Genomic DNA, 25,339 nt, shown 5'->3' with positions numbered 1-25,339 from the left:
GCTCATCCCCGCTCCCCCGCCAGTGCGCGCAGGGCGACAAGCCCCTCCGTTACAGTCTGGTCAATCAGATCGGAGTTCGCCCATCGGTGGCGGTCCCCATCGGTGGCCGTCATGTTCAATTCTCGGATTTCGTTCAGCGCGATTTTGACCCGCGCCGCCGCCTCGACGCTCACCGTGCCCGCGCTGGACTGGGTGCAGTCACGGCAGGGTTGGAGGGCGTGCTCATGGAGGCCAAAGTCGCTGCACGTTTTGCACGCCACCGGCTGCGGCTCGGGGTCGGCCTGGATCGCGGCGAGGATGCGGTCCTCGTAATCGGCCTGAGCGGCTGCATACGCCGCATCTTCGTTGCCGCCTTCATAGATCACCTTGCAGTCCGGGTACCTGATCACGCGGAACCACACTTCCGGGTCGTCTCGGTAGGTCCATGTGAGATTGTACTTTATCAGGCCAGCCGAAGCGTTCTCGCCCCAGCAACTCAAGTCGGCGCGCACCCACTCCAGCGTCCTGATCGTGCCGCTTACATGCTTGGGGGTGGCGGTTGAGGCGGTGGTCATTCGTCAAACCTTTTCCATTTCATCACCCACCTGAAACCATTTCGGTCCCATGAGGCGATCGTGAATACGCCTAAAGTTAGGCGCACCGGAAGGAAGATTGTTGAGGCTAAAATAAAGCCATATGCGAACTCCGTCATGCGCCCGCCTCCTTGCGCTGGTCGAGGCGGGCGATGGTTGCGCGGGCGCGGTCTCCGGCACCCCAATCCTGCTTATCCGGCCATCCGCTTTCATGCGCTTTCAAGAGGTCTTCCAGCGCCTTACGCATATCCCGCGTCTCTGCGTCCACGGCCTTCTTGACGATCTCGGCCAGAGCGATGGTCTCGGCTTCGGTGGCGAGGGCGCGGATGGAGCAAGCTATCGTGTCACTGATCGCCTGCATGCCGCCAGGAGTGCAGGAGTCCCGGTAGGTATCAGCAATGTCCGCCGCCCTCTCGATCAGCGCCCCGTTCTTCTCCCGCGCCTCGGCCAGTTCGGCGGTCAGGTGGGCGATGGCGGACTCTGCCTTCAACCGTGCATCAATCGTTTCACGGTGGCAGCGATGCTCTCTGCGCGCCGTATCGACAAGCGCGTCAACCGAGGTCGCCGCGAGCAATCCGGGGAAATCCTCACCGCCGCAGATCGCTTCTGCCAGTGCCTGCCGCTCTCCCCGCAGCCGCTCGTTCTCGGCTTGCTGCGCGGTCAGGGCGGTGGCGGCTTTCGGTGCATCGGCCCAGCTTTCGCTCTCGTCAGGGTTCCAGCAATATTCGCAAGACCACACTTCACCGTCCCAACGCAGGTCTTCCAAGTGGTGTCCTGCTTCCTCAGCATTTCCGTAGTCGATGCAGTGCTGGCACACGCCGAACATCTTTGGCAGCACCAGCCCCTCGACCTCGGCAGGCGCAGAGGGGGCGGCGAGATCGGCGCAGCCATCCCCTTCTCCAGCATCATACCCAGTGAAGAACGCCGCGCATTCGGCCATGTCGGCGGCTTCCCGACGGTTCCACTCCGCTTTGACCCGTCCGACAAAGGCGTCGTATTCTTCGCCTCTCTCCATCATGACGCGTGGTCCGCGCGCTCCGCAGCAAGTGCAAAGCATCCCTTTCGTGGGGCGGCTCCATGTGGCCTCGCCCCAGTCCTCGATCTGGCCATCCCCGCAGAACGGGCACGGCAGCAGCTCCGGCGCGGCCTGCTCTGGGGTGGAATCTTGACGTGCGCCCGCGTGGGCGGTGGGGGTGTCGTGTTCCAATTCGCTCATTCCATCCTCCTGGGGTTTCAGGGGATTGCAGCAGCCAGAAAAGAAACGCGCTTCGGTTCGCTGAACCGGGATGCGCTGGCGTTCCTTGGATATATTGGCGTTACGAGTTCGATAGAACGCGCGCTTAGCTCCATATATCAACAGGTTGGGGATACCCGACTTCGTTTACACCGAAGATGTCGGGGGTTCGAGTCCCTCACCGCCCACCATAATTTCCTCTATATCCGATTCCGCAAGGCCGACTTCGTCGGGTTGCGACGAATGGCGCCTCGGTTTGCTGAACCTTTCGCGTGCTAAAGAGACGGCACACCACAAGGGCGAATAGCAAAAGGGCGGCGCATCCGATGCGCCGCCCCATTTCATGTCGCGTCACTCAGGCTCAGGCCGGAACGAAGAACCAGTTCGAGAAGAGGACCACCGAGACCCCTCCGGCCAGGGCCAGATAGGGCAGGATGCCGGCGCGCCCGGGGGGCAGGTCGCCGTCGGGGTCCATGCCCAGATCCTCCATCGCCTCGCGCGGGAAGCGGCCCTTGTCGACCACCCAATGGCGATAGGCGAAGACCGGCACGATCATCGCGGCAAAGATCAGCCCCGCCCAAAGCGCGTTGGAATAGCCCCAGACCTTGGCGCCTGCACCCAGCAGCATCGCGTTCACGAAGGCCAAGAAGGTGTTGAAGGCCAGAAGCACATTCGGCGCTTTCCAGGGCCGGTCCAAATGCGGCGAGTCGATGCGGTGGATCCAGCCTGCGTTGAGGTTCAGGAAGTTGAACATCAGATAGCCCACGTTCGAGATCGCTAGGACGTAGAAATAGCCGCCCGGATCCGACGCCAGCGCCAGCAGGAACGTGTTGAAGACCAGATCCTGACGCATCGCGCCCACCGGTGCGCCGTTCTCGTTCACCTTGCTGAGGTATTTCGGCAGCCAGCCATCGCGCGAGCCCTGATAGAGGGTGCGCGACGAGCCTGCTCCGGCCGTCATGATCGACATCATCAGCGCGAGGATCATCAGAAGCACGAATAGGTGGATCACGATCCCCGAGGAGGAGATCATCCCGCCCAGAGCCGCGCCGATGCCGCTGCCATCGGCGATGGCGGGGGCCAGCAGCCCCTCATGCCCATAGACGCCCTGGAAGGCGAAGGGGATCAGCATGAAGAACAGCATGCAGAGCAGGCCGGAATAGAAGATGGCCTTGAACGTGTCGGTCTTGGGGTTGCGAAGCTCGCGCGTATAGCAGACGGCGGTCTCGAACGCATAGGTCGACCAGGCGGTGATGTAGAGCCCGCCCAGCACCAGCGTCCAGCCGCCGATGTTCCATGCGCCATCGACCGCAGAATAGGCCGCCGCCGGGGGCACGATATTCGTGACATAGCTCCAGTTGATCGAGCCGGTGAAGATCGGGATCAGGCCCGCCGCCAGCAGCGGCAGCAGCACGACGATGGCCAGCACCTTCTGCACGCCCGCAGCCGTGCCGATGCCGCGCTTCTGGATCGTGTACATGGTCAGCATGATCAGCACGCCGACCACGAAGGTCGAGTTGAAATGCAGCGTGCCAAGTGCCGGAAGCTGGATGCTGAAGGCCTCCCAGGTGCGGATGGCAGGCGTCAGAGCGGCGACGGCGTCGGTGCTCAGCAGCGCGCGGATCGCGTCGGCACTGGTGCCAGCGGGGTTCGCGGCCAGCCATTCGGTGACGCGCGGATCGGTCGCGGCAATCGAATTGGCATGCGCGGCGATCCACTCGGCCACCTGCGGGCTGGTGATGTCGGGGATGGGAAACAGCGCGTTCAGGATGTAACCGGCGGCGATCGAGCAGCCCAGCGACAGGACCGGGCTCCAGGCGAACCAGTTGCACCAGACCGAAAGCGGCGCGATCAGCTTCGAATAGCGCATCCAGGCGGTCGCGCCATAGACCGAGGTGCCGCCCGATTTATTGCCGAACATCCCCGCCATTTCGGCATAGGTGAAGGACTGCAGGAAGCCCATGGTCATCGAGACGATCCAGATGACGAAGGCCACCTTGCCCGCCACGCCCGCGATCCCGCCAATCGAGAACAGGACCAGCGGCGGCACCCCGGCGGCCACCCAGAACGCCCCTTGCCAGGACAGCGACCTGACCATTTCATTTTGGCCAGACGCCGCCTGGGACCCCTCGGCGCCCCCGGCTGGCCGGTTAGCTGTGGGTTGCGGAAAATCTGTCATGCCTCGCTTCCTCCCCTTTTATTGCAGGGCGAAGAGTGGCGCGGTTTCCCCTTCCTAAAAAGAAAAAAAATCCACTGGAAGGGAACGCGGCGGCCGGGATTTCGGTGCGGCAATCTGCCGCAAGTTTTTAAAGCGATTGTGATCAGAGGGTTGGTTGCAAGACCTAAACTGGCGGCGGATGGCCGGGCCAGACTTAAGTCGTCCGTGCTTAAGTATGAGGAAAATTGCGGGGTTTCCGCCCCACTTGCCCGCGAGGGCGGAAACGCCCTAGAATCGCCTCAGGGCTGGGCCGGAGGAATCGACAGTACGCCCATCGCGCCATCGGGGCTGTGCTGGGCCGAGGCCCCCATCGCATCCAGCAGCGATTTCATCCCGTCGTTTTCATTCTGATAGATCAGCCGCAGCGTCCGCATGCCCATGCGCCGTGCAATCAATTGCAGCGCCAGAACCAGCAGGCGACCAAGGCCGTAATGCTGATAGTCCTCCTCGATCGAGACGGCGACCTCGCCGCCCTTGCCATCCTCGAAGGGGAAAAGCTCGGCCATGCCGCGCAGCGTGTCACCCTCGAAAACACCGAAGGCCAGCGTACTGTGCCAGTCGATCCCTTCCGAGTAATTCGCCAGCGCCGCATCGCTCATCGCGCGCTGGAACCGGGAATAGCGGTTTTCGGGGGACAGGCGAATCAAATGGGCCAGATGCTGGTCGCGGTCGCCCTCGGTCATGCCGCGCAACGAAAACTCCTTGCCCTGACGTTCGACCAGCAGCCGGTCGGCCGCCTGAATGGGCAGATGGAACCCTGACATCTGTCTTCTCCTTCGTCCGTGTGGCGGCGCCCCCTATCGCCGCGCTTTTGTCGGAATGGATGTGGGTCCACCATCAGATGAGGTCAACGTCCGGGCCAGCTACAAGATGTCGCAGTCTGGCTGCGACGTAGCGTCCTGCCGCTCAACCGGGCGCGTTGCCCGGGAAAAATGCAGATCCGACACCGGTTGCACCGCCGCAGAACTGGGGGCACAGTCCCCCGCGCCGAGGAGAGGCGAGGTTCGGGGGCAGGGATGACGGAACGCAAGACAAGGCTCGCATTGAACGGGTTCGGACGGATCGGGCGCTCGATCCTGCGCAGCATGGCGCAGGGCAGCCATGACGATCTGGAGCTGGTGCTGATCAATGACATCGAGGATCTGGGGAACTGCGCCTATCTGTTCGAATATGACAGCGTCTTCGGCCCGTGGAAGGGGCAGGTGGCGACTGGTCCGCAAAGCCTGATCGTCGATGGCCGCGGCATTCCGTTCCATTCCAGCTCCGATCTGCGCAGCCTTGATCTGTCAGGCGTCGATGTCGTGCTGGAATGCACCGGCATGGCAGGTTCACGTGCGCTGGCCGAGCGCGGGCTGGAGGCCGGGGCGGCCTCCGTGCTGATCTCGGGCCCCTCGGATGAGGCGGATGAGACGCTGGTGATCGGCGCGAATGATGCGGCGCTGGCCGGGCAGCGCATCATCTCGAACGCGTCCTGCACGACCAATGCGCTGGCACCGCTTTTGCAGGTGCTGGATACGGAATTCGGCGTGGTCTCGGGGCAGATGACGACGGTGCATTGCTATACCGGCAGCCAGCCGACGGTCGACAAGCCGCGCGGCGACCCGGCGCGGTCGCGGGCGGCGGCGCTGTCGATGGTGCCGACGACGACCAGCGCGGGGCGGCTGATCGGAAAGGTCCTGCCGCATCTGGCGGGCAAGGTTTCGGCGCGGGCGATCCGGGTGCCGACGGCCAGCGTCTCTTGCATCGATCTGACGGTGGTGCTGGCGCAAAAGGTCGACGCCGCGATGGTCAACGCCGCCCTGCTGGCCGCCAGCCAGCGCCAGCCTGTGATCGGCTGGACCGACCGGCCGCTGGTCTCCAGCGATTTGCGCGCACGGCCTGAGTCGATTGTGATGGCGGGGCCCGAGACCTCGGTCAGCGGCGGGCTGACGCGGGTCTTTGGCTGGTATGACAATGAATGGGGGTTTTCGAACCGGATGCTGGACATGGCGCGGATGATGGGGCGCCGCCAGACAGCCTGACTTGGAAAACGCCGCGATCCCCAGGATCGCGGCGCTTCTTCTGGCTTAGAACGTCACGCGCGAGGTCAGGAAGACGCTGCGCCCGGCTTCGGGATAGCCCTCGACCAGCTCATAGTTCTTGTCGAGGATATTGCGCATGCCGAAGACGATATTGGCGCGCTCGGTGACCTGCCAATCCATGTCGAGATTGACCAGCCCGAAGCCCGGCACCTTCGAATAGGCGACCTCGGTCGGGTCACGCGGCTGCACGGCGCTTTCCGACCAGCGCGCGCTGCTCATCTCGATCGAGGGCGAAATGGTCAGGTTCTCTTGCGCCTGCCAATCCAGCCGGATGTTCGCCGCATGGCGCGGAATATCGGTCGAGCGCAGCCCATCGCGCACCGGATCGCTGATCGTGCGGTGCATATAGGTGTAGTTCGCCGACAGCATCAGCGTGGGGCTGATCTCATAGCGCGCGGCCAGTTCCAGACCGCTGATCCGGCCATCGCCGACGTTCTGGCTTTGGCTCAGCTCGGTGCCGACGGGAACCGACTGGATCATGTCCTTGACGCGGCTGTGGAAGATGGCCGCATCCAGCGCCACCGGGCCCAGATCGCCGCTATAGCCCAGCTCGACCGTCAGCGCGCGTTCCGATTTCAGATCGGGGTTCGGCACGGCCGTGCCAAAGCGGGTCGAGTAGCGGTTGAAAAGCGTCGGGAAGCGCGTGCGCTGCGACAGGCTCGCGTGGAAATCACCCACATCGGCGGCGTAATAGCCAGCGATCTGCCAGTTCACCGCATGCGAGCTGCCGGTCGGCAGGCCCATATCCTCATCGGTGCGGCTGGCCTCGATCACGCGAGAATGGTCATAGCTGAGCCCCGCAACCACCGTCAGCCGGTCATTGGCGCGCCAGGTGTTCTCGACGGCCAGCGACCAGGTCTCCTCATCGCTGCGCTTGGTCGGATCGCGCTCGTCATTCTCGTCGGGGCGCGACAGCTGGATGTCGTCATGCCGGTCGCGGCGATAATGCAGCGCGGCGCGCAGGGTGTTCGACGCGCCCAGATCGCCGCCGCCCTCAAGGCTGAGACCATAGGCGGAATCGTCGTACGTGCTGTTGAAGCTGCGGCGCTGCGTCTGCGTGCTGTGCGTATGGTCGTCATAGGCTTTCAGCACGTTATCGAAGGTGTTGTAGTAAAGCTTGGTCTTCAGATAGCCGCTGCCGCCGATCTCGGTATGCGAATAGAAGGCGAGGCTTTGCAGATTCCAGGTCGGCCAGCTCCAGTCGCGCTGGAAGCTTTGGCCCTCGGGCAGAGGCTCGGGCGTGATGCCGCGCACCGGTTGCTCGACGTTATAGGGCGCGTTTTTCGAGCCGGTCTGACGGGTGAAGCTGAGGACATACTCGTCGGTCGCGTTCGGCGTATAGCCCAGCTTCAGGTTCAGGCGCGTGTCGCGGCTGTCGGAATAATCGCGCAAGCCGCGGCCCTGCTGGGGCGTCGGGCGATAGTCCTTCGACAGGTAATAGCCGTCGCTGTCGCGCCACATATAACTGCCCTGCGCATAGAACTGCTCTTGCTTGGTGCCGAAGGACAGAAAGGCGCTGCGCCCGGTCAGATCGCCGCGATTGCCAGCCTCAAGCCCCAGACGGGCCTCGCCCTCAAAGGGCTTGCTGGGCTTGCGGGTGACAAGGTTGATCGCGCCACCCATCGCGCCGGGGCCGTTCAGCACCGAGACATAGCCCTTCTGCACCTGCACCTCGGCCAGATCCGGGGTCAGGAAGCGGCCGAAGTCCAGCCGGTTGTCGGCAGGCAGATAGACGCGGATGCCGTCGACCGACAGCGGCACCTGAATGCGGTCGAAGCCGCGCACATAGATCAGCCGTTCGTTCCGGCTGCCGCCGGTGTTGCCGACGCTGACGCCGGGTTGGGTGCGCATGGCATCATCCAGCGTCTGGCGGTTGGTGCGCAGCAACTCTTCGGCGGTGACGGTCGTGGTGGTGCTGACCTCCTGATCGGCATCGGCCTTGCCCGAAAGGACGATCGTGCCCAGCACGAAGACGCCGTCCTTGACTGTCGGCTGGGCCTCGTCCTGCGCCATGGCCCATCCGGTCATCAGGCATGGCAAGGCGCAACCTGCCCAGGCAAGTCGTTTAAGATATGACATTATTCCTCAGTCCCTGTTCTGCGCGGGCTTTTCGCCTCGTGCTGTCGCGAATCGTTATGTATGATCAAACACAACGATTTGCGAAACAACAGCGACCTTCCGCCGAGTGCAAGCCTCAATCGTCCGAAGGCAGGCCGGGCAGGGCGCGGAAATGGATCGCGCCCTCGCTGAGCGTCTCGCGCCGGATGGGCGTGCCGTATAGCGTCGAGAGCGCGCTGGCGGTCATGGTCTGCTGAACGGGGCCAGAGGCCAGCACGCCGCCGGGGCCCAGCAGCAGCACCTCATCGGCCAATTCCGCCGCCTGATCGGGGTCATGCGTCGAGAGGATGATGCCCTTTCCCTCACCCGCCAGAACGCGGATCAGATCGCCAATCCGGCGGCGGTTCGCCAGATCAAGGCTAGCCGTCGGCTCATCCATGACGATGGCGGGGGCGCCCTGCGCCAGTGCGCGCGCGATCAGCACCATCTGCCGCTGCCCGCCCGAAAGCCGCGTCATATCGCGCGCGCCCAGATGAGCGATGCCCAGCCGCTGCATCGCCGCCTGCGCCAGTTGCACGTCCTGCGCGGAGGGTGAGGAGTAAGGACCAAGCGCCGCGCTGCGGCCCATCAGCACGATGTCTTGCGCGACATAAGCGAAGGGAAGGTCCTGCGCCTGCGGCACATAGGCCAGATGCGCGGCGATGCGGTGGCGAGGCAGGCGGGTGATCGGCTCTTCGCCAAGGGCCAGCGTGCCCGATAGTGCCGGGATCAGCCCCAGCAGCGTCCGGAACAGGGTCGTTTTGCCGACCCCGTTCGGCCCCAGCAGGCACAGGACCTTGCCGGCCCGCAGGCTCAGGTCGACGCCTTTCAGGATCGGCTGCCCGCCATGGCCGATGGCCAGCCCGCGCGCCTCGATCAGCGTCATTGCCGCCATTGCCGTGCCCCCCGCGCCAGCAGCGCGATGAAGACTGGCGCGCCCAGCGTCGCGGTCAGGATGCCCAGCGGGATCTCTTGCCGCGCCATGGTCCGCGCGCAGGCGTCGACCAGCACCATGAAGGCCGCGCCCGCCAGCGCTGCCGCCGGAAGCAGCCGGTCAAAGCGGGGGCCGGTCAGCAGGCGGATCATATGCGGCACCATCAGCCCGACCCAGCCGATGACCCCTGCCATGGAGACCGCCGCCGCCGTCACCAGTGTCGCGCCCGCGACCGCCAGCATGCGCAGCCGCCCTACCTCGACCCCAAGGCTGCGGGCCTCGTCATCGCCCAGCGACAAAAGTCCGATCCGCCAGCGCAGCAGCGCCAGCGGCAGCAGCCCCAGAAGGATCGCGGGCGCGGCCGCCATTAGATCGCCGCGCTTGACCCCCGCAAGGCTGCCCATCAGCCAGAAGGTGATCGCGGGCAGTTGGTTGTCGGGGTCGGCCATCAGCTTGATCAGCGAAATCCCTGCACCGGCCAGCGCACCAAGCGCAATGCCGCACAGCACCATGACCAGAACCGAGCCGCCGATCATCAGCGACAGCGTGACGACCAGCGCAACCGTGACCAGCCCCGTGCCGAAGCCCAGAAGCTGGATCGCCAGAACGGGCAGGCCCAGATAGATGCCCAGCACCGCGCCCAGACCCGCCCCGGCTGAGACGCCCAGAATATCGGGCGAGACCAGAGGGTTGCGAAAGGCCGATTGATAGGTGGCCCCGGCGGCGGCCAGCGCGGCCCCGACCAGCGCCGCCGCAAGGACGCGGGGCAGGCGGATGTTCCAGAAGACGGTCGCCCCGGTCCCGCCGCCCTGACCCAGCAGCTCCTGCAGGATCTGGCGCGCAGACAGCGGATAGGGACCGATCATGATCCCCAGCACCAGCGCAACGATCAGGACCCCGGCCAGCGGCAGGGTCCAGTTTCGCTCACGCACCCAGCAGAGCCTTCAACTGCTCATCGCTCAGATCGACCTGATAAAAGTCGTGATAGAAGTCGCGCACGGCCTGAGGCAGGGCCTCTCCGGCGAGTTCTGGGTGAAACTTCGCAGTAAGCCAGCGCAGGCCCAGCAGCCGGTTGACCGAGGGCGGGGCGTCGATGAAGCCGAAGGGCGCTTGCGGGGCCAGATAGACGCGCTTGTTGTCGATGGCGGGAATGCCCGCAAGTTCCGGCATGCTGGTCGCATTGGCGGCAAAATCGCGGTCGACGGTGATGATGATCTCGGGCGCCCAGGCGTGCAGCTGTTCGGGCGAGACGGTGATCAGCCCCTTGCTGTCCCCCTCGGCCACATTGATCCCGCCCGCGCGCTCGATGATCTCGGAATGGATCGAGCCTTTCGCCGCGCTCTCCAGCCCTTCAGGACCGCGCGCCAGATAGACCTTGGGGCGCTTCTTGGCGGGGATCGAGGCGACCAGCCGGTCAGTCTCGGCCATGATCGCCTCGGCCTTCGCGGCCAGTTCCTCGCCCCGCGCGGCCACGCCAATCGCCGCGCCCAGATCGCGCAGGGTGTCCGGCGTCTTCTGGAAGGCGCCGTCCAGCAGCACATAGGTTACGCCCGTCTGGTCCTCGACGCGTTTGGCAAGGTCCAGATAGGTCGGGTTGATATTGCCGTAATCCAGCACCATCTGCGGCCCGGCCGCCAGCAACCCTTCAAGGTTCAGCGTATCGCCCTTGCCGGTCAGCCGCCCCAGCGAGGGCAGGTCGCGCACCTCGGGCAGCACATATTGCAGGCCGTTTTCCGGCACGGCGCGCACCCAGCCCAGCATCGCCTGCGGCTTCAGCACATAAAGCAGCACATCGGCGGGCGGCCCTGCGGCAAAGATGCGGGCCGGATCGGAGGCCAGTTCGACCACCCGGCCCGAGGCGTCCTGAATGCTTTCGGCAAAGGCCGGGGCAATGGGCGCAATCGCAATCAGCGAGGCGGCAAGAAGGTCACGAATGATGCGCATCGGATGGGCCTTTGGGTTCTTCGTCAAAGCAGAAGACGGGTTTGATATCGATCAGCGGCGTGCCGTCGACGCAGTCGAGGCCGCGCACGAACAGGCTCGTGCCCTCGATCCGCTCCAGCGTCACGACCGAGGAGGCGATGGGATTGGGACGCAGGGGAGAGCGCAGCGCGAATGTCCCGATCGAGCGGTCGCCGAAATCGGGGTTCTGGCGCAGCACATCGCGGCGCGCGAGATGCATCCAGTAGAGGATCTGAAGCTGTGCCTTGCCCGCGACGCCCGCCAGCGCCTCTTGCCAGCGCGGGTCCAGCCGGATTTCGCAGAGCGCGCCATCGGCGGCCTCGCCCTTGCGGGGACATTCGCTTCGGTCGCTCCAGGGCGTGTGGACCCTGCCGATGAACCAGACCCCGGCATCATGCTCTGGAGGCAGGGTGGTCGTCACCTCATGCGGGCGCAGGTCCGAGCCCGGCTTCGCCGATGCGCCCGCCGCATGCGCGGGCTGTGCTGAATGTTCCAAGATCCCCTCCGATATGGCTTGCGAAACATATCGAGGTGCAGAACCTTGTCAACCAGCGCAATCCGAATGAGGGGCCGGAAAACAACGGTCAAACCCGGCGTGGGGCGGGTCGGGATATTCAGCGATTTCAAGGGGAAGGAATGGTGCCCGGAGACGGATTTGAACCGCCGACACGCGGATTTTCAATCCGCTGCTCTACCAACTGAGCTATCCGGGCCTTCGACCATCGGTCGGGGTAGGCGGGTTATTACGGTGAACGATTGACGGTGTCCAGCCCGAAAAACAGAAAAACTACGCCTCGTCGTCTCTTGGCGTCTCATCCTCGACCGGAATGCGGTAATCGCCCCGCAGCCAGTGGGCAAGGTCGACGTCCGCACAACGGCGCGAACAGAATGGGCGGTATTCCTTCACCGGTTCTTTGCCGCAGATGGGACATTTTCTCATGCCGGATCTGCCTCATTCGCGGCCAGCCGGGCCAGGGGGATCCGGTCGCGTTTGCGGCTGAGCTCATAAAGCCCCATCGCCGTCCAGCCGATCAGCACCGTTTCGGACGATTCGGCCTTGAAGGCGGCGCGCAGAATCTGTTCGACCGTGCCGCGGTCGCGTTTGGGCATGGGGGCGAAGTCGATGACGATCTGCCCGCCAAGGCCCCGCAGCCGCAATTGCCGCGCCAGATCGCGCGCGAGCGCGATATTGGCCCGCAGGCCAGCGGCGGGGGAATGGTCGCTGCCGGTGTTGACGTCAATGGCGACAAGGGCGCGCAGGGCCTCGATCTCGGCCCAGGCGCCGCCGCCCAGATCGGTGCGAGCGCCCAGCAGTGCCCTGACCGCATCCTCGGCGCCGGAAAGGTGGAAGGCATCGGCCCCGTCATCGACGGCGTCGCCTTCCTGCTCACCCCATTCCTGCCAGGCGGTTTCGGCAGGCTCCTGCGCATCCAGCAGCAGTTCGGGCTGGCCCTCGACGTCGGAGCGAAGCGCCTCTGCCAGCTCGACCAGCTCGGCGAGTTGCTGGGCAATGTCCTCCGGATCGGCAGCGATGGCGGCGCTGCGGAAGATGATCCCGGGCGGGAATTCCAGCCCGGAGATCGCCTCTTCTCCCATCGAGATCAGCATCTCGCGCTGTTCGGGATCGCGCAGCTTGCGCGACACGTTCACGCCCGGCGCGCCCAGCGACACGATCAGATGCCGGCCGCGCAGCAGCAGGCGCGAGGTGACGGGAATGGCCTTTCCATCCTCAGGCACGCCGGTGATCTGGACGAGGATCGATTGCCCTTCGCGCAGGCCGTTTCGGTCGCGCAGAAAGCCTTTCGCGCCCTCGGGCAGGCGCAGGAAAACACCACCCTGGCCTTTCACCAGCCGGTCGACGCGGGCGCGGCAGATCGCGCCGGGCGTCAGTGGCGTCAGCCCGGCCGGGTCGATGATCAGATCGGCCAGCTGGCCATCCTGCATCAAAGCAGCCGCGTCACGGCCAAATACCTGGCCCAAGACGATCTGGCGTCCGTTCATTCTGTCTGTCCCTTGATTCCGGCATGCTTGAGCAGCACTGCCGTTTCCGCCAGCGGCAGGCCGACGACCGCGCTGAACGAGCCTTGCATCCAGATCGCGAAGGCTCCGGCGCGGCCCTGGATCGCATATCCTCCGGCCTTGCCCTGCCATTCGCCACTGGCGACGTAATCCTTGATCTGCTGATCCGAGAGGGGCGCAAAGCGGATGGTCGTCTCGACCAGACGCTCATGCAGGCGGTCACCGGCAGCAACAGCAACCGCCGTCATCACCTTGTGCCGTCGCCCCGAGAGTAGGTGCAGAAAGCGCGCGGCCTCGGCCGGATCGGCGGGCTTGCCCAGAATCCGGCGGCCCGCGACCACCACCGTATCGGCCGAGAGGATCACTCCATCGGTCGCGGGGCGCAGTTTCTGCGCCTTCTCGCGTGCCATGCGGCGAACGTAATCCCGCGCGGCCTCATTGGGCCGCGGCGTTTCGTCAATATCGGCGGGGATGATCTTCTGCGGCGTGATGCCGATCTGGGCCAGAAGCTCCAACCGGCGCGGACTGGCCGAGCCAAGCACAAGCTGCGGCGCATCCGTCATGTCGCCCATGACCCGAGGCTTACGGTCATCGGGCGCGGGTGTGAGAACGGCTCCCACACCATTACTTGAAGCGATAATTGATCCGCCCCTTGGTCAGGTCATAGGTGTTCATTTCGACCTGCACCTTGTCGCCTGCCAGAACCCGGATGCGGTTCTTGCGCATCTTGCCTGCCATATGTGCGATAATCTCATGGCCGTTTTCAAGCTCGACCCGGAATGTCGCATTCGGCAGGAGTTCCTTCACGACGCCGGGGAATTCGAGCAATTCTTCCTTGGCCATGTTTTCTCCTGTTTGGGAAACCCGCATTGTTGCAGGCGCAAGCTACATGCGGCGGGACGGCCAGATTTTCAAGTGCTAACTGACATCAGCGGCATTTTGCCCGCTTCTCGGGTGCGTTCCATCGGGTCTGGGGTGACGCTTCGAGGCTTAGTCGATGGGTGCAAGATTGATGAGTTCCGCCAAAGGCTCGGTGGGGTCGGGGGCGTCGCGGAAGGCGTCGGGCATGGCCAGATCGGCCATTGGAGGTTCTGGCGCGAAGGCAAAGGGGGGCGCAGGCGGGCTGGTATCCTGTGCATCGACTCCATCCTCGCCGCCCGTCTCCGTACGCAGACGCAGGGCATATTGTCCTTCGGCTTCGCCCAGGCGTCCCTGCGCGATCAGTTGTCCCCCCGGTGTTTCAAGCCGGATCTGGTCAATCGACTTGCCGGGCAGGGGAATCAGCGACCCGGCGGTCAGGCCACGCAGCACCTGCAGACTGAGCTTGCGGCGCGCGAGAATGCCCACCAGATCAACAGGGGCGTGCTGAACGGCAGAGGCAAGAGCTTCCGATAGCTCGGGCGAGGGCGGGGCTGGGACCGGAGCCAGCTCCTCCTCCTCCATCTGCGGCAGTTGCAGCGCAAACCCGGCATGGGCCTGCGCTCGGGCGGGCAAGGCCAGATGCAGCGTGCAGTCACGCTGGCCCCCGGCACCTGCGCGAAATTCCATGGACAGCAGCGAGAAGGGGATGTCATCCAGCATCAGCCCCAGCGGACGCGGATCATCAAGATAGGTGGCATAGCGATAGGAGGCGAAATCCGGCAATTCTTGCGGGTCAGGCAGGTATCGCCCCAACTCGCCCAGAAAGCTGTTCACGAATTCCGCGGCAATCGTGGCATCGGTTCGCGTCGGCCGTCGCGCCGGAACCGCGCGCGATGACACGCGCCCGGTTGCCTGCATCTCGATGATCGAGGTCAGGAACTGCGGGCAAAGCGCCATGACCCCCAGCGAGTCGCTGCGCCCCTCGACGATGGCGAACAATGACCATTCGGGAAACAATTCGGGCAGTTCGGCGGGCGAGACCTCACGGATCTGGACCTGCTGGGCAAAGACCGGCAAATGCAGCAGTTTCTCGGCCACCCGGCCAAGGGTGACCGCAGCCAGCTTTTGAATGGCGATTTCCGGGCTGCCCGAGACCGGAGCGATCACGGGCAGATGCTCCATCACCGGGTCTGGCCGAGGTTTGATCAACAGCCTGCGCAGGACGCTGCCCGGCGGGGCATCGACCCGAGGCGGTGATGCGCTGTCCGGCCGCATCTCCTCTGTCCTGTCGCCGCTTTCCATCCTGAACTCGAATCGCTCACCTGTCGCCTTGGCTCAGATTGGTGCAGGAAGATTGCCAAAAGGTTTATGGCTGCGATTTTACTGCGGATGATGCGCGGTGGGCGGCAAATGCGGCAGGATCAGGCGGAAGCAAGCGCCGCCCTGACCGGGGATATAGGCGATGGTGCCGCCCAGAAAACCCATCATCTCCTGACAGATCGCAAGGCCGAGGCCCGCGCCGGGGATGCGCGAGGCCTCATTCAGCCGGGCGAATTTCTCGAAGATCAGGGTCTGGCGATCGGCGGCGATGCCGCTGCCGTTGTCGGTCACGTCGATCTCGGTCCGGCCGTCGGGATGGCGACGGGTGCTGATCTCGATGATCGGCTGGGGGGCGTCGCAGTATTTGCGCGCATTCGCCAGCACATTGATCAGCACCTGCAGCAGGCGGTCCGGGTCGGTGATCACCGGCAGATGTTCGGCCAGCGGGTCACGCTCGATCTGGGCGGGGCGACCGGGGGCCGAGATTTCGGCCAGCGTCACCGCGCGCTCGATCAGGTCATGCAGGTTGACGACCTCGGCATGACGGCGCGCCTGCCCGCCCTCCAGCACGCTGAGGTCCAGCAGATTGTCCAGAAGCCGCGTCAGCCGCCCGGCCTCATCATGGATGATGCCCGCGAAACGCTCACGCTCGGAGCCGGGCAGGTCGGGCTCTTTCAGGATCTCGGAGAAGGCGTGGATCGAAGTCATCGGGGTGCGCAGCTCATGGCTGATCTGGCCGAGGAAGGCATCCTTTTGCGATGATATCGCGGTCAGTTTATCGTTGCTTTCCTGAAGCTTGCGGGCAGTTCTTGCCAGCTCGTGCGAGGCCAGCTCCAGCCGCTCGTTGGTTTCCTTGGTCCGCTGCGTCTCGCCCGCCACATCCATCAGATCGGCGACCGTGACAGCACCTCGGCCTAGGACGCGTGAGGTCAGGGCAGAGGCCGTGGCTGCCCCCACGGTGCCTGCCAGCGCCCGCTCGAACTGGCTGACAAAGCGAGAGGTCAGGTCGGGCAGGAAGCCCGATTTCCCCTGCTCTTCGGCGGCGTCGCGAAACTGGCGAAGCGCCGTTTCCGTGCCCCAGATGCGGCTGGCGAGCGCCAGCAGCGCCTCGGCCGTGGCGCTTTGGGCGGGGTCGGCGGGCGCGGCGTCCGGCGCGACACCGTTCACGAAGGAGAATGACTGCAGCCGCTCGGCAGGCGGGGGGAAATCGAACAGCGAAATGACGATCAGCAGCGAGACATTGACGAACAGCGCGATGGCGACCGAGCCTGCGAACGGGTCGATCCCGGCCCAAAGCTGCGGCTGGCCCAGAAGCCCCAGCGAGGGCAGGAAGACCATGACGAACCAGATCATCGCGCCCGCGCTGATCCCCGCCAGCGCGCCACGTCGGGTCGCCCCGCGCCAGAGCATTCCCGCCAGCAGCGAGGGCACGACCTGCGCCATGCCCGAGAAGGCCACGATCCCCATGGCGGCCAGCGCCGAGGCTCCGCCCGACATCTGGTGATAAAGCCAGCCCGAGCCCACAACGCCGATGATCCCCAGCCGGCGGGCGTTCAGCATGAGGCTGCGCAGGTCGTCGCGGCGCGGCGCGTCATGCGGTCGCCGGGTGATCGGGATTTCGCGCAGCCACAGCCAGAAGGGCACGAACCAGTGGTTCGCCACCATGGTCGAGACGGCGATGGCGCTGACCACGACCATGGACATGGCCGAGGAAAAGCCGCCCAGAAAGACCAGCGTCGCCAGCCCGTCCTTGCCCTGCGACAGCGGCAGGTTCAGCACATGCAGGTCGGGGTCCGACTGGGCGGGCAGCAGGTCGCGCCCGATGACCGTGATGGGCAGCACGAAGATCGAGAGCGCCAGCAGATAGACCGGGAAGGCCCATCCGGCATGGCGCAGGCGGTCGTCGTCGCCTGCCTCGACGATCAGCACCTGAAACATGCGCGGCAGGACGACCACGGCCGAGCCCGCCAGCACGATCAGCACCGCCCAGCGTTCTGGCTGGATGATCCAGCCCTTGGCGGCCTCTGTGGTCGAGAAGCGGTCGATGCGCGCCAGCACATCCGCAGGCCCGTCGGCCAGCCCCCAGACCACATAGCAGCCCACGGCGATGAAGGCGGCGAGCTTGACCACGGCCTCCAGCGCGATGGCTATGACGACGCCGTGGTGACGCTCATCCGCGGCCAGATTGCGGGTGCCGAACAGGATCGCGAAGGCCGCAAGTCCGATGGCAACCCAAAGCGGGATGGCACCGGGCAGTTTCTGCCCCGGCTCGGCAAAGGCACCAAGCGCCATGGTGACCGATTGCATCTGCAGCGCCAGATAGGGCGTGGCGGCGGTGACCGCGATCAGCGTGACCAGCACGGCGATCCAGGGCGATTTGCCATAGCGGCTGGAGATGAGGTCGGCGACCGAGGTGATGCGGTGCATGCGCGCCACCCGCACCAGCCGGCGCAGGCCCCACCACGCGCCGGCGAAGACGATGCTGGGGCCCAGATAGATTGTGATGAACTCCAGCCCCGAGCGGCTGGCGTAGCCGACCGCGCCATAGAAGGTCCAGGCCGAGCAATAGACCGACAGAGACAGCGTATAGACCACCGGACTGTCCATCCAGCGCCAGCGCCCGGCGATGCTGGCGCGGTCCGCCGCATGGGCAAGGACGAACATGAAGGCGACATAGGCGATGGCAATGGCGCCCAGAATCTCAGGCGTCATCCGCAGGCTCCGTCGCAAGGGATGTATCGGCGGAAGGCGGATCCGGCTGGCTTCGGCCCAGCATGCGAAACAGGATCGCGCTGATCAGGATGGTGATGGCCCAGACGCTGACCAGCCAGACCGCGCCGAAGCTGAAGCTCATCTGCGCGGGCCGCCACAGCATCGGCAGCAGCGTCAACAGGGCGAAGACCACCGGCACCATCCGCGCGGCCTCTTCGATGCGGCGACGGCGATAGGCGCCGCGCTCCAGAAAATGCTCGGGGACGCGCCCTCTCATGCGCGGGGCTGCCCGGCTGGCATCAGGCTGCGCACGGCCTGACGCAGGTCTTCATTGGCGAAGGGCTTGGCCAGCACCATGGACGCGCCCTCGGCTGCCAGCGGGCCACCCTGCGCGGTCAGGACCAGCACGGGCGTCGATGCGATTTCGGGCGTGGCGCGAAGCTGGGCCAACACCTGCAACCCGTCGCGGCCGGGCAGCATGACGTCCAGAATGACCAGCCGTGGCCGCAGGCCGAGGATCTGCTGGATCGCCTCGGAGCCTTCCGACCATTGCGCGCAGCGCCAGCCCTCGCGGGACAGGATGAAGCGGATCGCCTCGGCGATGCTGGGTTCATCCTCAATCAGCAATACGTCGATGCCGGGCTTCACAGCGGCCTCCCTCTGAATGCCCAGATGAGCGTGCGACGGGGCGATTGTCAAAGGCCCAAAGGTCTAGACCGGACCAAGGATCGAAGGCTCGTTGCGGGCCGGGCAGCCCGCGCGCGGGCAGATCCGGCAGGCGGGGCCGATCGGCAGGGCGCGGCGGGCGTCATCGGGGGGCGCGGGCGCGAACAGCATCTGCGCGCGGCTGAGGCTGGGGCCGTCGAAACCCATGGGCATGTGCCGGTCGGCGATGGCCCAGGCCGCGAACCGCTCACCCTCGGGGGTCTCCAGAAGGCGCGAGACGGGCAGTTGCGGCTGCGCCAGCGCCTCGAAGATCGGCAGAAGCGGGCAGCCTTCGCCGGGGCGCGGCAGCACGAAACCCGGCGCAGAATGGCGAAACGTCGGCGCGCCCGAGCCGTCGCAGACAATCAGCCCCGCGTCATGCCAAGGGCCGGGCCGCAAGATGCCCAGACGGCGCAGCACGAGGTCCAGCGGCTTGTTCAAGAGCCGCGCAATATCGGCCGGATCGACGGGGCGTCCGTCACGCGCCACGCGGTCGACGATCCCGCCCAGCTCGGCATCCGATAGCGCCGCCCTGTCCCGGGTCTGTTCGGCCTGAAGCTCCTGCGCGATGGCGCGAGCCACGTCCGAGGCGAGCTCCGGGGCCTCCGCCGGGTTCGGCTCACCGGCGGCGATCCATGCCTCTACCTCTTCGCGGGGCGACATGGGGACGATCTCATCCTCGAAACTGTCCAGATAGGCGACCAGCGCCTGCGCGGTGCGCGACAGGCGCAGGCTGTCCTGATCAAGGATGGTGTGGAAGCGGTTGCGCCATTGATCGTCGATATCCGGCGTTTCGGCCAGAATCGAGGCGGTCGAGCGCAGCGCCGTAACCGCCGATTGCACCTCATGCAGCGTGGTCAGCAGATAGGGGTCGCGCGACATGCGGTCGGAGTATGAGACCAGCTTGCGCTCAAGCCCCTCGGCCAGCCGCAGCGTGGCGGCCAGCACCGAAGCCCAGCCCGGAAAGCGGGCGGCGAATTCGGTGATCCGCTCGATCTCGGCAGGCAGAGGGCCGCGCAGGTCAATGCGGGCTGCGGCTTCACGCAGGGCTGCGATGACCAGCTCCTCTCGGTCCGAGGCGAGCTCCTTGACATCGGTCGCCAGCGCCTCGGCCAGCCGCGTCAGCAGCGCATCGCTGACGGGGCGGCGGTTGTGCTCGATCAGGTTCAGATAGGCGGCCGAGATCTGCGCGCCGCGCGCAATATCGGACTGCCTGCGCCCCAGCGACAGCCGTCGTTCCCGGATCCGCGTTCCGATCTGGGGGGGCGCGCTGCCGGGGCGGCGGGCCAAGGGACTCAGCCCTCCTCGAAGTGACGGATCGCCTTGACCACGAGGTCGGCAAAGCTGCCCGCGCCCAGCTTGTCCTTCAGCGTCTGGCTGACGTTCGACACGGTCTTGTAGCTGATGTTCGCCCGCTCGGCGATCTCGCGATAGGAAAGGCCCTCGGCGATGCTGCGCAGGATATCGGTCTCGCGCGGGGTCAGGCGCGGGCCCGAGCCCTCGGCACCCGGCTGGTGCATCAGCGCGATCTTGCGGGCAATGTCGGCGGGGACATAGCTGCCGCCGCGCGCGACCTCGGCCAAAGCTTCGCCAATCTCGGCCGAGGGGGAATCCTTGTGGATGATGCCGTTGCACCCGGCCTGCAGCGCGCGGCGCGCGATGATCGGGCTGCGGTGCATGGTAAAGACCAGCACCGGCTGTTTGGCCCCCGCGCGGCGCAGGCGTTCGACCAGCCGCAGACCGGCCAGCTTGCTGTCGCCCATGGTCAGATCGGCCACGATCACATCGGGCGCGTCGCGCCGCCATGCCCGCCAGCCCTGCGAGGGGCGGGCGGCGGCGATCACCTCGCAATCAAGGCGGCCGCGGGTGATGCGGTCCCATCCCTCGGCCACCACCGGATGGTCGTCGACGATCAGAACCCGCAGTGGTCGGGCAGAGATCTCGGGCGTGATGGCTTCGGTCATGGTGCTGGTATCCTGAGTTCGGTCACGGTCGTTATGCCCTCGCGGCGGGGCGGAAGATAGATGGCACCCAAGGCCGTCGCCCGGTCGCGCATGCCGGTCAGCCCCATGCCCGGTCCCTTGCCCGAGGGGCCGGTGCCGTCATCGGTGACCCGGATCACGGCAGTACCCGTCGCGTCCTGCGACAGCGCGACGTCGATGCGCGTGGGCTGGGCGTGGCGCAGCGCGTTCAACACGCTTTCGCGCACGAAACGGTGGATGGCGATCTGCACGGCCTCATCTGCAAGCGGCACCTCCCCGACGCTCAGGCGGATGTCGACCTCAGGCGCGACATCGGTGAAATCAAGGACCAGCTCGGCCAGCGTTTCGTGCAGATCTGCCCCCTCGACAGGGGCGAGGCGCAGGTTGTCGATAGCGGCGCGGGCGCTTTCGCGGATGGCGCAGGAATGACGCTCGACGGCGGCCAGCGCCTCGGCCAGTTCGACCGCGCCCGTGCCGCTGACATGCACCGCCGCGCCGCTGGCCTGCGCCGTCGCCGCCCGCAGCGCGAAAAGCTGCGGTCCGATCTCATCATGCAGGTCCGAGGCGATGCGCGCGCGCTCATCCTCGGCCAGAGACATCATGCGGCCCTGCAGCTGCCGGTTCTCGGCCCGCTGCGCGGCCAGCGAATTTGCCAGCGCGTTGATGCCGCGTGAAAGCTCTGCAAGCTCGGTCAGCCGCGAATCCGGTGCGTGCGGGGCCAGATCGCCTTCGCCCATGCGCTGCATGGCGTGACCGATCAGCCGCAACTGCCGCAGTACCACCGCCGTCACCGTCATGGTCATCGCCAGAGAAACCAGCGCGGTCACCGCCAGCAGCGGCAAGACCAGCCAGAAGTTCTGCCAGGACTGGGCAATCACGTCGCTGGGGTCGGTCCGGATGGTGATCATCCCCAGCACATTGGGATATTGCCGGATTGGGACGAATTCTTCCTGAATGGGCGGGGTCAGCAGGCGCGCAAACCATGCGGGCGGCGGCGCGGAGGTCTGGTCCAGCGCCGTATGCGGAAGCGTCACCTCTTTGCCCGCCACATCCGTCAGCACGGCCGAGACATGGCGCAGCCCGTCGGTCTCGGTCGCGATCACGGCGGCCTCGGCCATGACGTCGCGCCGCTCGAAGACCACAGGCAGCCGCATCAGGGTCGAGGCGCTGGCCAACCGGAAGGCGGCGTCGGTTTCGGCCTCGGCCGACTGGCGGGCGTTGTGGAAAAGCGCCAGAATGACGACCAGAAACATCGCAAGCCAGGCCAGAAACGAGCCGCAGAAGGCGACCGTGCGCAGCCCTACACGCGATCTTGCCGCGTCGCCCTGGGGCGCAGCGGCAAGCCGGGGCAGGGCCGTCAGATCGGGGCTGCTGGTCGCAGACATTGTGCAAAGGTCCCTTGTTGCTGGCGTCAGGTTAGGCGCGGGGCCGCGACCCTTCAAGCGCGGGGGCCCTTGGGACAGAAAAAACCGGCGCGGTCAGGGACGCGCGCCGGTTTGGGATCAAGGACTTCTTGGCCTCAGCTGGCGACGCTGGGCGTGCGCTGAAGGGGCGTGCGCCCCAGCACGCGGCGCACGATCACAAAGAACAGTGGCACGAACAGCACCCCCAGCACCGTGGCCGAGATCGTCCCGCCCAGCACGGTCGAGCCGATGGTGTTGCGCCCGTTGGCCCCCGCTCCGGTCGACAGCACCAGCGGCAGCACGCCCAGAGAGAAGGCCATCGAGGTCATCAGGATCGGGCGGAAACGCTGACGTGCCGCCTCGACGACGCCGTCGTAAAGATCGGCCCCCGCCTCGACCTGTTCGCGGGCAAACTCCACGATCATGATCGCGTTCTTGCCGGTCAGGCCGATGACGGTCAGCAGGCCCACCTGGAAGAAGACCCCGTTGTCGAAGCCGCCTAGCCAGGCCCCTGTCAGTGCGCCCACCACGCCGATCGGCATGGCCAGCATCACCGCGAAGGGGATCGACCAGCTTTCGTAAAGCGCGGCCAGACACAGGAAGACGACCGCCAGCGACAGCGTGTAAAGCAGCGTGGTCTGGTTCCCCGCCTGCTGTTCCTCCAGCGAGAGGCCGGTCCAGGCGACGTTGAAGCCGGGGGGCAGATTGGCGGCAAGCTCGTTGATCGCGGCCATCCCTTCACCGGATGAGACGCCGGGCGCGGGGCTGCCCTGGATCTGCATCGAGGGCACGCCGTTGTAGCGGTCCAGACCCTGCGGGCCGAAGCTCCAGACCCCGTCCGCGAAGTTCGAGAAGGGCACCAGCCCGCCAGAGCTGTTGCGCACGCGCCAGCGGTCGATATCGGTCGGCACGGCGCGTGACGAGGGCTCACCCTGCACATAGACCCGCTTGATGCGGCCCCGGTCGATGAAGTCGTTCACATAGCGCCCGGCCCAGGCCACCGACAGCAGCGAGCCCACATCGGTCGCCGACACGCCCATCGCCCCGGCCTTGCGCCAGTCGATGTCCAGCCGGTACTGCGACGCATCCTCAAGCCCGTTCGGACGGGCCGAGGCGATCCGGTCATCCTGCGCGGCCATGCCCAGCATCTGGTTGCGCGCGTCGAGCAACTGCTCATGCGACTGGCCGCCGCGGGCCTGCACATAGAAGTCAAAGCCCGAGACGTTGCCCAGCTCGATGACCGAGGGTGGCACGATCGGGAACACCATCGCATCGCGGATCTGGCTGAGCGCGCCGAAGGCCCGCCCGGCGATGGCCTGCACGGACTGGTCCGGCCGCGTTCGCTCTTTCCAGTCCTTCAGACGCACGAAGGCGATGCCCATGTTCTGGCCCTGACCGGCGAAGCTGAAGCCGGTCACGCCGAAGAAGGAGTCGACATTCTCTTGCTCGGCCTCGGCGAAATACTTCTGCACCTGCGAGACGACGGCGCTGGTGCGCTCGGTCGTGGCACCGGTCGGCCCCTGGATCAGCACGAACATGATGCCCTGATCCTCATCGGGCAGAAAGCCCGTGGGCGTGCGCACGAAGAGCAGCACCATGACCGCCCCAAGGCCCAGATAGATCAGCAGCATCCGCAAGGGCCGGTGCACGATCCATTTGACCGTGTTGCCATAGCCATGGATCAGCCAGTCGAAGAAGCGGTTAAACGGGCCGAAGAAGCCGCGCTTCTTGTCGGTATGGGTGTTTTTCAGCAGCGTGGCGCAAAGCGCGGGCGTCAGCGACAGCGCGACCACCACCGACAGGCCCATGGCGGACGCAATGGTGATGGCGAACTGTTTATAGATCACCCCGGTCGAGCCGCCGAAGAAGGCCATCGGCACGAAAACCGCCGAAAGAACCAGCGCAATCCCGATCAGCGCGCCGGTGATCTGGTCCATGGATTTGCGCGTGGCCTCAAGGGGCGAAAGCCCCTCTTCCTCCATGATCCGCTCGACGTTTTCCACGACGACGATGGCGTCATCGACAAGCAGGCCGATGGCCAGCACCATGGCCAGCATGGTCAGCGTGTTGATGGTGAAGCCGAAGGCCGCCAGAATGCCGAAGGTGCCCAGGATGACGACCGGCACCGCCAGCGTCGGGATCAGCGTCGCGCGCCAGTTCTGCAGGAACAGCAGCATCACGAAGAAGACCAGCACGATGGCCTCGATCAGCGTCTTGACCACCGATTCAATCGAGATCAGCACGAAAGGCGTGGTGTCGAAGGGGATGACATAGGTCATGCCTTCGGGGAAGAAGCGGGCGAATTCCTGCATCCGCTCTTTTACCCGCTCTGCCGTATCCAGCGAGTTCGCGCCCGAGGCCAGGCTGATCGCCATGCCCGAGGAGGGCTTGCCGTTATAGCGCGCCTCGATCGAATAATCCTCGGCCCCGATCTCGACCCGGGCGACGTCCTTCAGCAGGATCAAGCCGCCATCGGGTTCGGCGCGCAGCACGATCTGTTCGAAATCCTGCGTCGTCGACAGCAGCGATTGCGCGGTGATCGTGGCGTTCAGCATCTGGCCATCGACGGCAGGCTCGCTGCCGAAGGCCCCGGCCGAAATCTGCGCGTTCTCGGACGACACCGCCGCGACGACATCGCCGGGCGTCAGCTCATAGGCGGCCAGTTTCGACGGGTCCAGCCAGATGCGCATGGCATATTGGCCGCCGAAGACCTGCACGCTGCCCACGCCCTCGATCCGGCTGAGGTCATTCAGCATATTCGAGATCATGTAGTCGGCCAGGTCGACCTCTTCATAGCGGCCATCTTCCGAGATGAGCGCGATGACCATGAGAAAGCCCGAGGCCGATTTCTCAACCGTCACGCCCTGCCGCTGTACGGGTTCGGGCAGAAGCGCCGTGGCTTGCGCCAGTTTGTTCTGCACCTGCACCTGCGCGATATCGGCATCCGTGCCGGTCTCAAAGGTCAGGGTGGTTGTCGACATCCCCGCCGAGCTGGAGCTTGAGCTGAAATATCGCAGCCCGTCGAGGCCGGTCATCTGCTGTTCGATGACCTGCGTGACGGTATTGGCGACGGTTTCGGCCGAGGCGCCGGGATAGACGGCCCGGATCGACACCGAGGGCGGGGCGATCTGCGGGTACTGCGCGACCGGAAGGGTTCGGATCGCCAGAAGACCAAGACCCATGATCAGGATCGAGATCACCCAGGCGAAGACCGGACGGTCAATGAAGAAGCGTGCCAT

22 protein-coding genes and 1 tRNA gene are annotated in these 25,339 nt (G+C 65.6%); 1 reads left to right on the top strand and 22 read right to left on the bottom strand.

Annotated features, from left to right (window positions below; genetic code table 11):
• Nucleotides 1–2 precede the first annotated feature (2 nt).
• From IQ24_RS02500 to IQ24_RS02480, 4 genes are all read right to left on the bottom strand, one after another.
• Nucleotides 3–554 (bottom strand): hypothetical protein, encoded by a 552-nt coding sequence (locus IQ24_RS02500; protein WP_145396112.1) that lies wholly within the window; start codon nt 552–554, stop codon nt 3–5.
• Nucleotides 555–687: 133 nt separating this feature from the next.
• A complete protein-coding gene (locus IQ24_RS02495) occupies nt 688–1,788 on the bottom strand; it encodes a Lar family restriction alleviation protein (protein ID WP_145396111.1) in 1,101 nt (366 codons plus the stop codon).
• 379 nt (nt 1,789–2,167) lie between these two features.
• Complete coding sequence (locus tag IQ24_RS02485) at nt 2,168–3,904, bottom strand: trimethylamine N-oxide permease (RefSeq protein WP_199756459.1); 1,737 nt, start codon at nt 3,902–3,904, stop codon at nt 2,168–2,170.
• Between the two features lie 359 nt (nt 3,905–4,263).
• A complete protein-coding gene (locus IQ24_RS02480) occupies nt 4,264–4,788 on the bottom strand; it encodes a GNAT family N-acetyltransferase (RefSeq protein WP_145396109.1) in 525 nt (174 codons plus the stop codon).
• A 252-nt stretch (nt 4,789–5,040) separates the two neighbouring features.
• On the opposite strand from IQ24_RS02480, the gene IQ24_RS02475 reads away from it, so the two are divergent.
• On the top strand, nt 5,041–6,045 hold the full coding sequence (locus IQ24_RS02475; RefSeq protein WP_145396108.1) for a type I glyceraldehyde-3-phosphate dehydrogenase: 1,005 nt from the start codon (nt 5,041–5,043) through the stop codon (nt 6,043–6,045).
• Between the two features lie 45 nt (nt 6,046–6,090).
• Here the strand turns inward: IQ24_RS02475 and IQ24_RS02470 are convergent, their stop codons facing one another.
• From IQ24_RS02470 to IQ24_RS02385, 18 genes are all read right to left on the bottom strand, one after another.
• Nucleotides 6,091–8,118 (bottom strand): TonB-dependent receptor plug domain-containing protein, encoded by a 2,028-nt coding sequence (locus tag IQ24_RS02470; protein WP_242007872.1) that lies wholly within the window; start codon nt 8,116–8,118, stop codon nt 6,091–6,093.
• 181 nt (nt 8,119–8,299) lie between these two features.
• Nucleotides 8,300–9,097, bottom strand: a complete 798-nt coding sequence (locus IQ24_RS02465) for an ABC transporter ATP-binding protein (protein ID WP_199756458.1) — start codon at nt 9,095–9,097, stop codon at nt 8,300–8,302.
• Nucleotides 9,085–10,068 carry a FecCD family ABC transporter permease gene (locus IQ24_RS02460; RefSeq protein WP_277872846.1) on the bottom strand — a complete coding sequence of 328 codons (984 nt, stop codon included), beginning with the start codon at nt 10,066–10,068 and terminating at the stop codon, nt 9,085–9,087. The genes IQ24_RS02465 and IQ24_RS02460 overlap by 13 nt, the downstream gene beginning before the upstream one ends.
• Complete coding sequence (locus IQ24_RS02455; RefSeq protein ID WP_145396106.1) at nt 10,061–11,080, bottom strand: ABC transporter substrate-binding protein; 1,020 nt, start codon at nt 11,078–11,080, stop codon at nt 10,061–10,063. The genes IQ24_RS02460 and IQ24_RS02455 overlap by 8 nt, the downstream gene beginning before the upstream one ends.
• Nucleotides 11,064–11,594, bottom strand: a complete 531-nt coding sequence (tsaA, locus tag IQ24_RS02450; protein ID WP_242007871.1) for a tRNA (N6-threonylcarbamoyladenosine(37)-N6)-methyltransferase TrmO — start codon at nt 11,592–11,594, stop codon at nt 11,064–11,066. Before tsaA ends, IQ24_RS02455 begins: the two co-directional genes overlap by 17 nt.
• A gap of 141 nt (nt 11,595–11,735) precedes the next feature.
• Nucleotides 11,736–11,811: transfer RNA gene (locus IQ24_RS02445), tRNA-Phe, on the bottom strand.
• A gap of 74 nt (nt 11,812–11,885) precedes the next feature.
• Nucleotides 11,886–12,038 (bottom strand): DNA gyrase inhibitor YacG, encoded by a 153-nt coding sequence (locus IQ24_RS02440; RefSeq protein ID WP_145396105.1) that lies wholly within the window; start codon nt 12,036–12,038, stop codon nt 11,886–11,888.
• Entirely contained in the window at nt 12,035–13,099 is a 1,065-nt protein-coding gene (locus tag IQ24_RS02435) for a ribonuclease E/G (protein ID WP_145396104.1), read from the bottom strand. The genes IQ24_RS02440 and IQ24_RS02435 overlap by 4 nt, the downstream gene beginning before the upstream one ends.
• Nucleotides 13,096–13,680, bottom strand: coding sequence for a Maf family protein (locus IQ24_RS02430; protein ID WP_145396147.1), 585 nt, complete (start codon nt 13,678–13,680; stop codon nt 13,096–13,098). Before IQ24_RS02430 ends, IQ24_RS02435 begins: the two co-directional genes overlap by 4 nt.
• A gap of 61 nt (nt 13,681–13,741) precedes the next feature.
• A complete protein-coding gene (infA, locus tag IQ24_RS02425) occupies nt 13,742–13,960 on the bottom strand; it encodes a translation initiation factor IF-1 (protein WP_145396103.1) in 219 nt (72 codons plus the stop codon).
• Nucleotides 13,961–14,107: 147 nt separating this feature from the next.
• On the bottom strand, nt 14,108–15,253 hold the full coding sequence (locus tag IQ24_RS02420; RefSeq protein WP_158637471.1) for a FliM/FliN family flagellar motor switch protein: 1,146 nt from the start codon (nt 15,251–15,253) through the stop codon (nt 14,108–14,110).
• Nucleotides 15,254–15,358: 105 nt separating this feature from the next.
• Nucleotides 15,359–18,010 carry an ATP-binding protein gene (locus IQ24_RS02415; RefSeq protein ID WP_145396101.1) on the bottom strand — a complete coding sequence of 884 codons (2,652 nt, stop codon included), beginning with the start codon at nt 18,008–18,010 and terminating at the stop codon, nt 15,359–15,361.
• Complete coding sequence (locus IQ24_RS02410; RefSeq protein WP_199756457.1) at nt 18,000–18,287, bottom strand: hypothetical protein; 288 nt, start codon at nt 18,285–18,287, stop codon at nt 18,000–18,002. Before IQ24_RS02410 ends, IQ24_RS02415 begins: the two co-directional genes overlap by 11 nt.
• Nucleotides 18,284–18,658: a response regulator transcription factor gene (locus tag IQ24_RS02405; RefSeq protein ID WP_145396100.1), complete on the bottom strand. Its 375-nt coding sequence runs from the start codon at nt 18,656–18,658 to the stop codon at nt 18,284–18,286. Before IQ24_RS02405 ends, IQ24_RS02410 begins: the two co-directional genes overlap by 4 nt.
• Nucleotides 18,659–18,721: 63 nt before the next feature.
• Nucleotides 18,722–20,005, bottom strand: a complete 1,284-nt coding sequence (locus tag IQ24_RS02400; RefSeq protein WP_242007870.1) for a helix-turn-helix transcriptional regulator — start codon at nt 20,003–20,005, stop codon at nt 18,722–18,724.
• Nucleotides 20,006–20,010: 5 nt separating this feature from the next.
• Nucleotides 20,011–20,679, bottom strand: coding sequence for a response regulator transcription factor (locus IQ24_RS02395; protein WP_145396099.1), 669 nt, complete (start codon nt 20,677–20,679; stop codon nt 20,011–20,013).
• Nucleotides 20,676–22,082 (bottom strand): sensor histidine kinase, encoded by a 1,407-nt coding sequence (locus IQ24_RS02390; RefSeq protein WP_242007869.1) that lies wholly within the window; start codon nt 22,080–22,082, stop codon nt 20,676–20,678. Before IQ24_RS02390 ends, IQ24_RS02395 begins: the two co-directional genes overlap by 4 nt.
• Nucleotides 22,083–22,216: 134 nt before the next feature.
• On the bottom strand, nt 22,217–25,339 hold the full coding sequence (locus IQ24_RS02385; protein WP_145396098.1) for an efflux RND transporter permease subunit: 3,123 nt from the start codon (nt 25,337–25,339) through the stop codon (nt 22,217–22,219).

This window comes from Paracoccus sulfuroxidans (assembly GCF_007830335.1).
Taxonomy (GTDB): Bacteria; Pseudomonadota; Alphaproteobacteria; order Rhodobacterales; family Rhodobacteraceae; genus Paracoccus; species Paracoccus sulfuroxidans.
Note: the sequence above shows the minus strand (reverse complement) of the source record. Positions and strands in the feature narration are given on the sequence as shown.

What these genes read in the sequence shown, in the direction of transcription:
- IQ24_RS02495 (WP_145396111.1), bottom strand. Translation starts at nt 1,788, where the DNA reads ATGAGCGAATTGGAACACGACACCCCCACCGCCCACGCGGGCGCACGT.
- IQ24_RS02430 (WP_145396147.1), bottom strand. Translation starts at nt 13,680, where the DNA reads ATGACGGATGCGCCGCAGCTTGTGCTTGGCTCGGCCAGTCCGCGCCGG.
- IQ24_RS02415 (WP_145396101.1), bottom strand. Translation starts at nt 18,010, where the DNA reads ATGACGCCTGAGATTCTGGGCGCCATTGCCATCGCCTATGTCGCCTTC.
- IQ24_RS02480 (WP_145396109.1), bottom strand. Translation starts at nt 4,788, where the DNA reads ATGTCAGGGTTCCATCTGCCCATTCAGGCGGCCGACCGGCTGCTGGTC.
- IQ24_RS02465 (WP_199756458.1), bottom strand. Translation starts at nt 9,097, where the DNA reads ATGGCGGCAATGACGCTGATCGAGGCGCGCGGGCTGGCCATCGGCCAT.
- IQ24_RS02410 (WP_199756457.1), bottom strand. Translation starts at nt 18,287, where the DNA reads ATGAGAGGGCGCGTCCCCGAGCATTTTCTGGAGCGCGGCGCCTATCGC.
- IQ24_RS02385 (WP_145396098.1), bottom strand. Translation starts at nt 25,339, where the DNA reads ATGGCACGCTTCTTCATTGACCGTCCGGTCTTCGCCTGGGTGATCTCG.
- IQ24_RS02435 (WP_145396104.1), bottom strand. Translation starts at nt 13,099, where the DNA reads ATGAACGGACGCCAGATCGTCTTGGGCCAGGTATTTGGCCGTGACGCG.
- IQ24_RS02420 (WP_158637471.1), bottom strand. Translation starts at nt 15,253, where the DNA reads ATGCGGCCGGACAGCGCATCACCGCCTCGGGTCGATGCCCCGCCGGGC.
- IQ24_RS02485 (WP_199756459.1), bottom strand. Translation starts at nt 3,904, where the DNA reads ATGGTCAGGTCGCTGTCCTGGCAAGGGGCGTTCTGGGTGGCCGCCGGG.
- IQ24_RS02395 (WP_145396099.1), bottom strand. Translation starts at nt 20,679, where the DNA reads ATGACCGAAGCCATCACGCCCGAGATCTCTGCCCGACCACTGCGGGTT.
- IQ24_RS02470 (WP_242007872.1), bottom strand. Translation starts at nt 8,118, where the DNA reads ATGGCGCAGGACGAGGCCCAGCCGACAGTCAAGGACGGCGTCTTCGTG.
- IQ24_RS02455 (WP_145396106.1), bottom strand. Translation starts at nt 11,080, where the DNA reads ATGCGCATCATTCGTGACCTTCTTGCCGCCTCGCTGATTGCGATTGCG.
- IQ24_RS02440 (WP_145396105.1), bottom strand. Translation starts at nt 12,038, where the DNA reads ATGAGAAAATGTCCCATCTGCGGCAAAGAACCGGTGAAGGAATACCGC.
- IQ24_RS02390 (WP_242007869.1), bottom strand. Translation starts at nt 22,082, where the DNA reads ATGTCTGCGACCAGCAGCCCCGATCTGACGGCCCTGCCCCGGCTTGCC.
- IQ24_RS02475 (WP_145396108.1), top strand. Translation starts at nt 5,041, where the DNA reads ATGACGGAACGCAAGACAAGGCTCGCATTGAACGGGTTCGGACGGATC.
- infA (WP_145396103.1), bottom strand. Translation starts at nt 13,960, where the DNA reads ATGGCCAAGGAAGAATTGCTCGAATTCCCCGGCGTCGTGAAGGAACTC.
- IQ24_RS02500 (WP_145396112.1), bottom strand. Translation starts at nt 554, where the DNA reads ATGACCACCGCCTCAACCGCCACCCCCAAGCATGTAAGCGGCACGATC.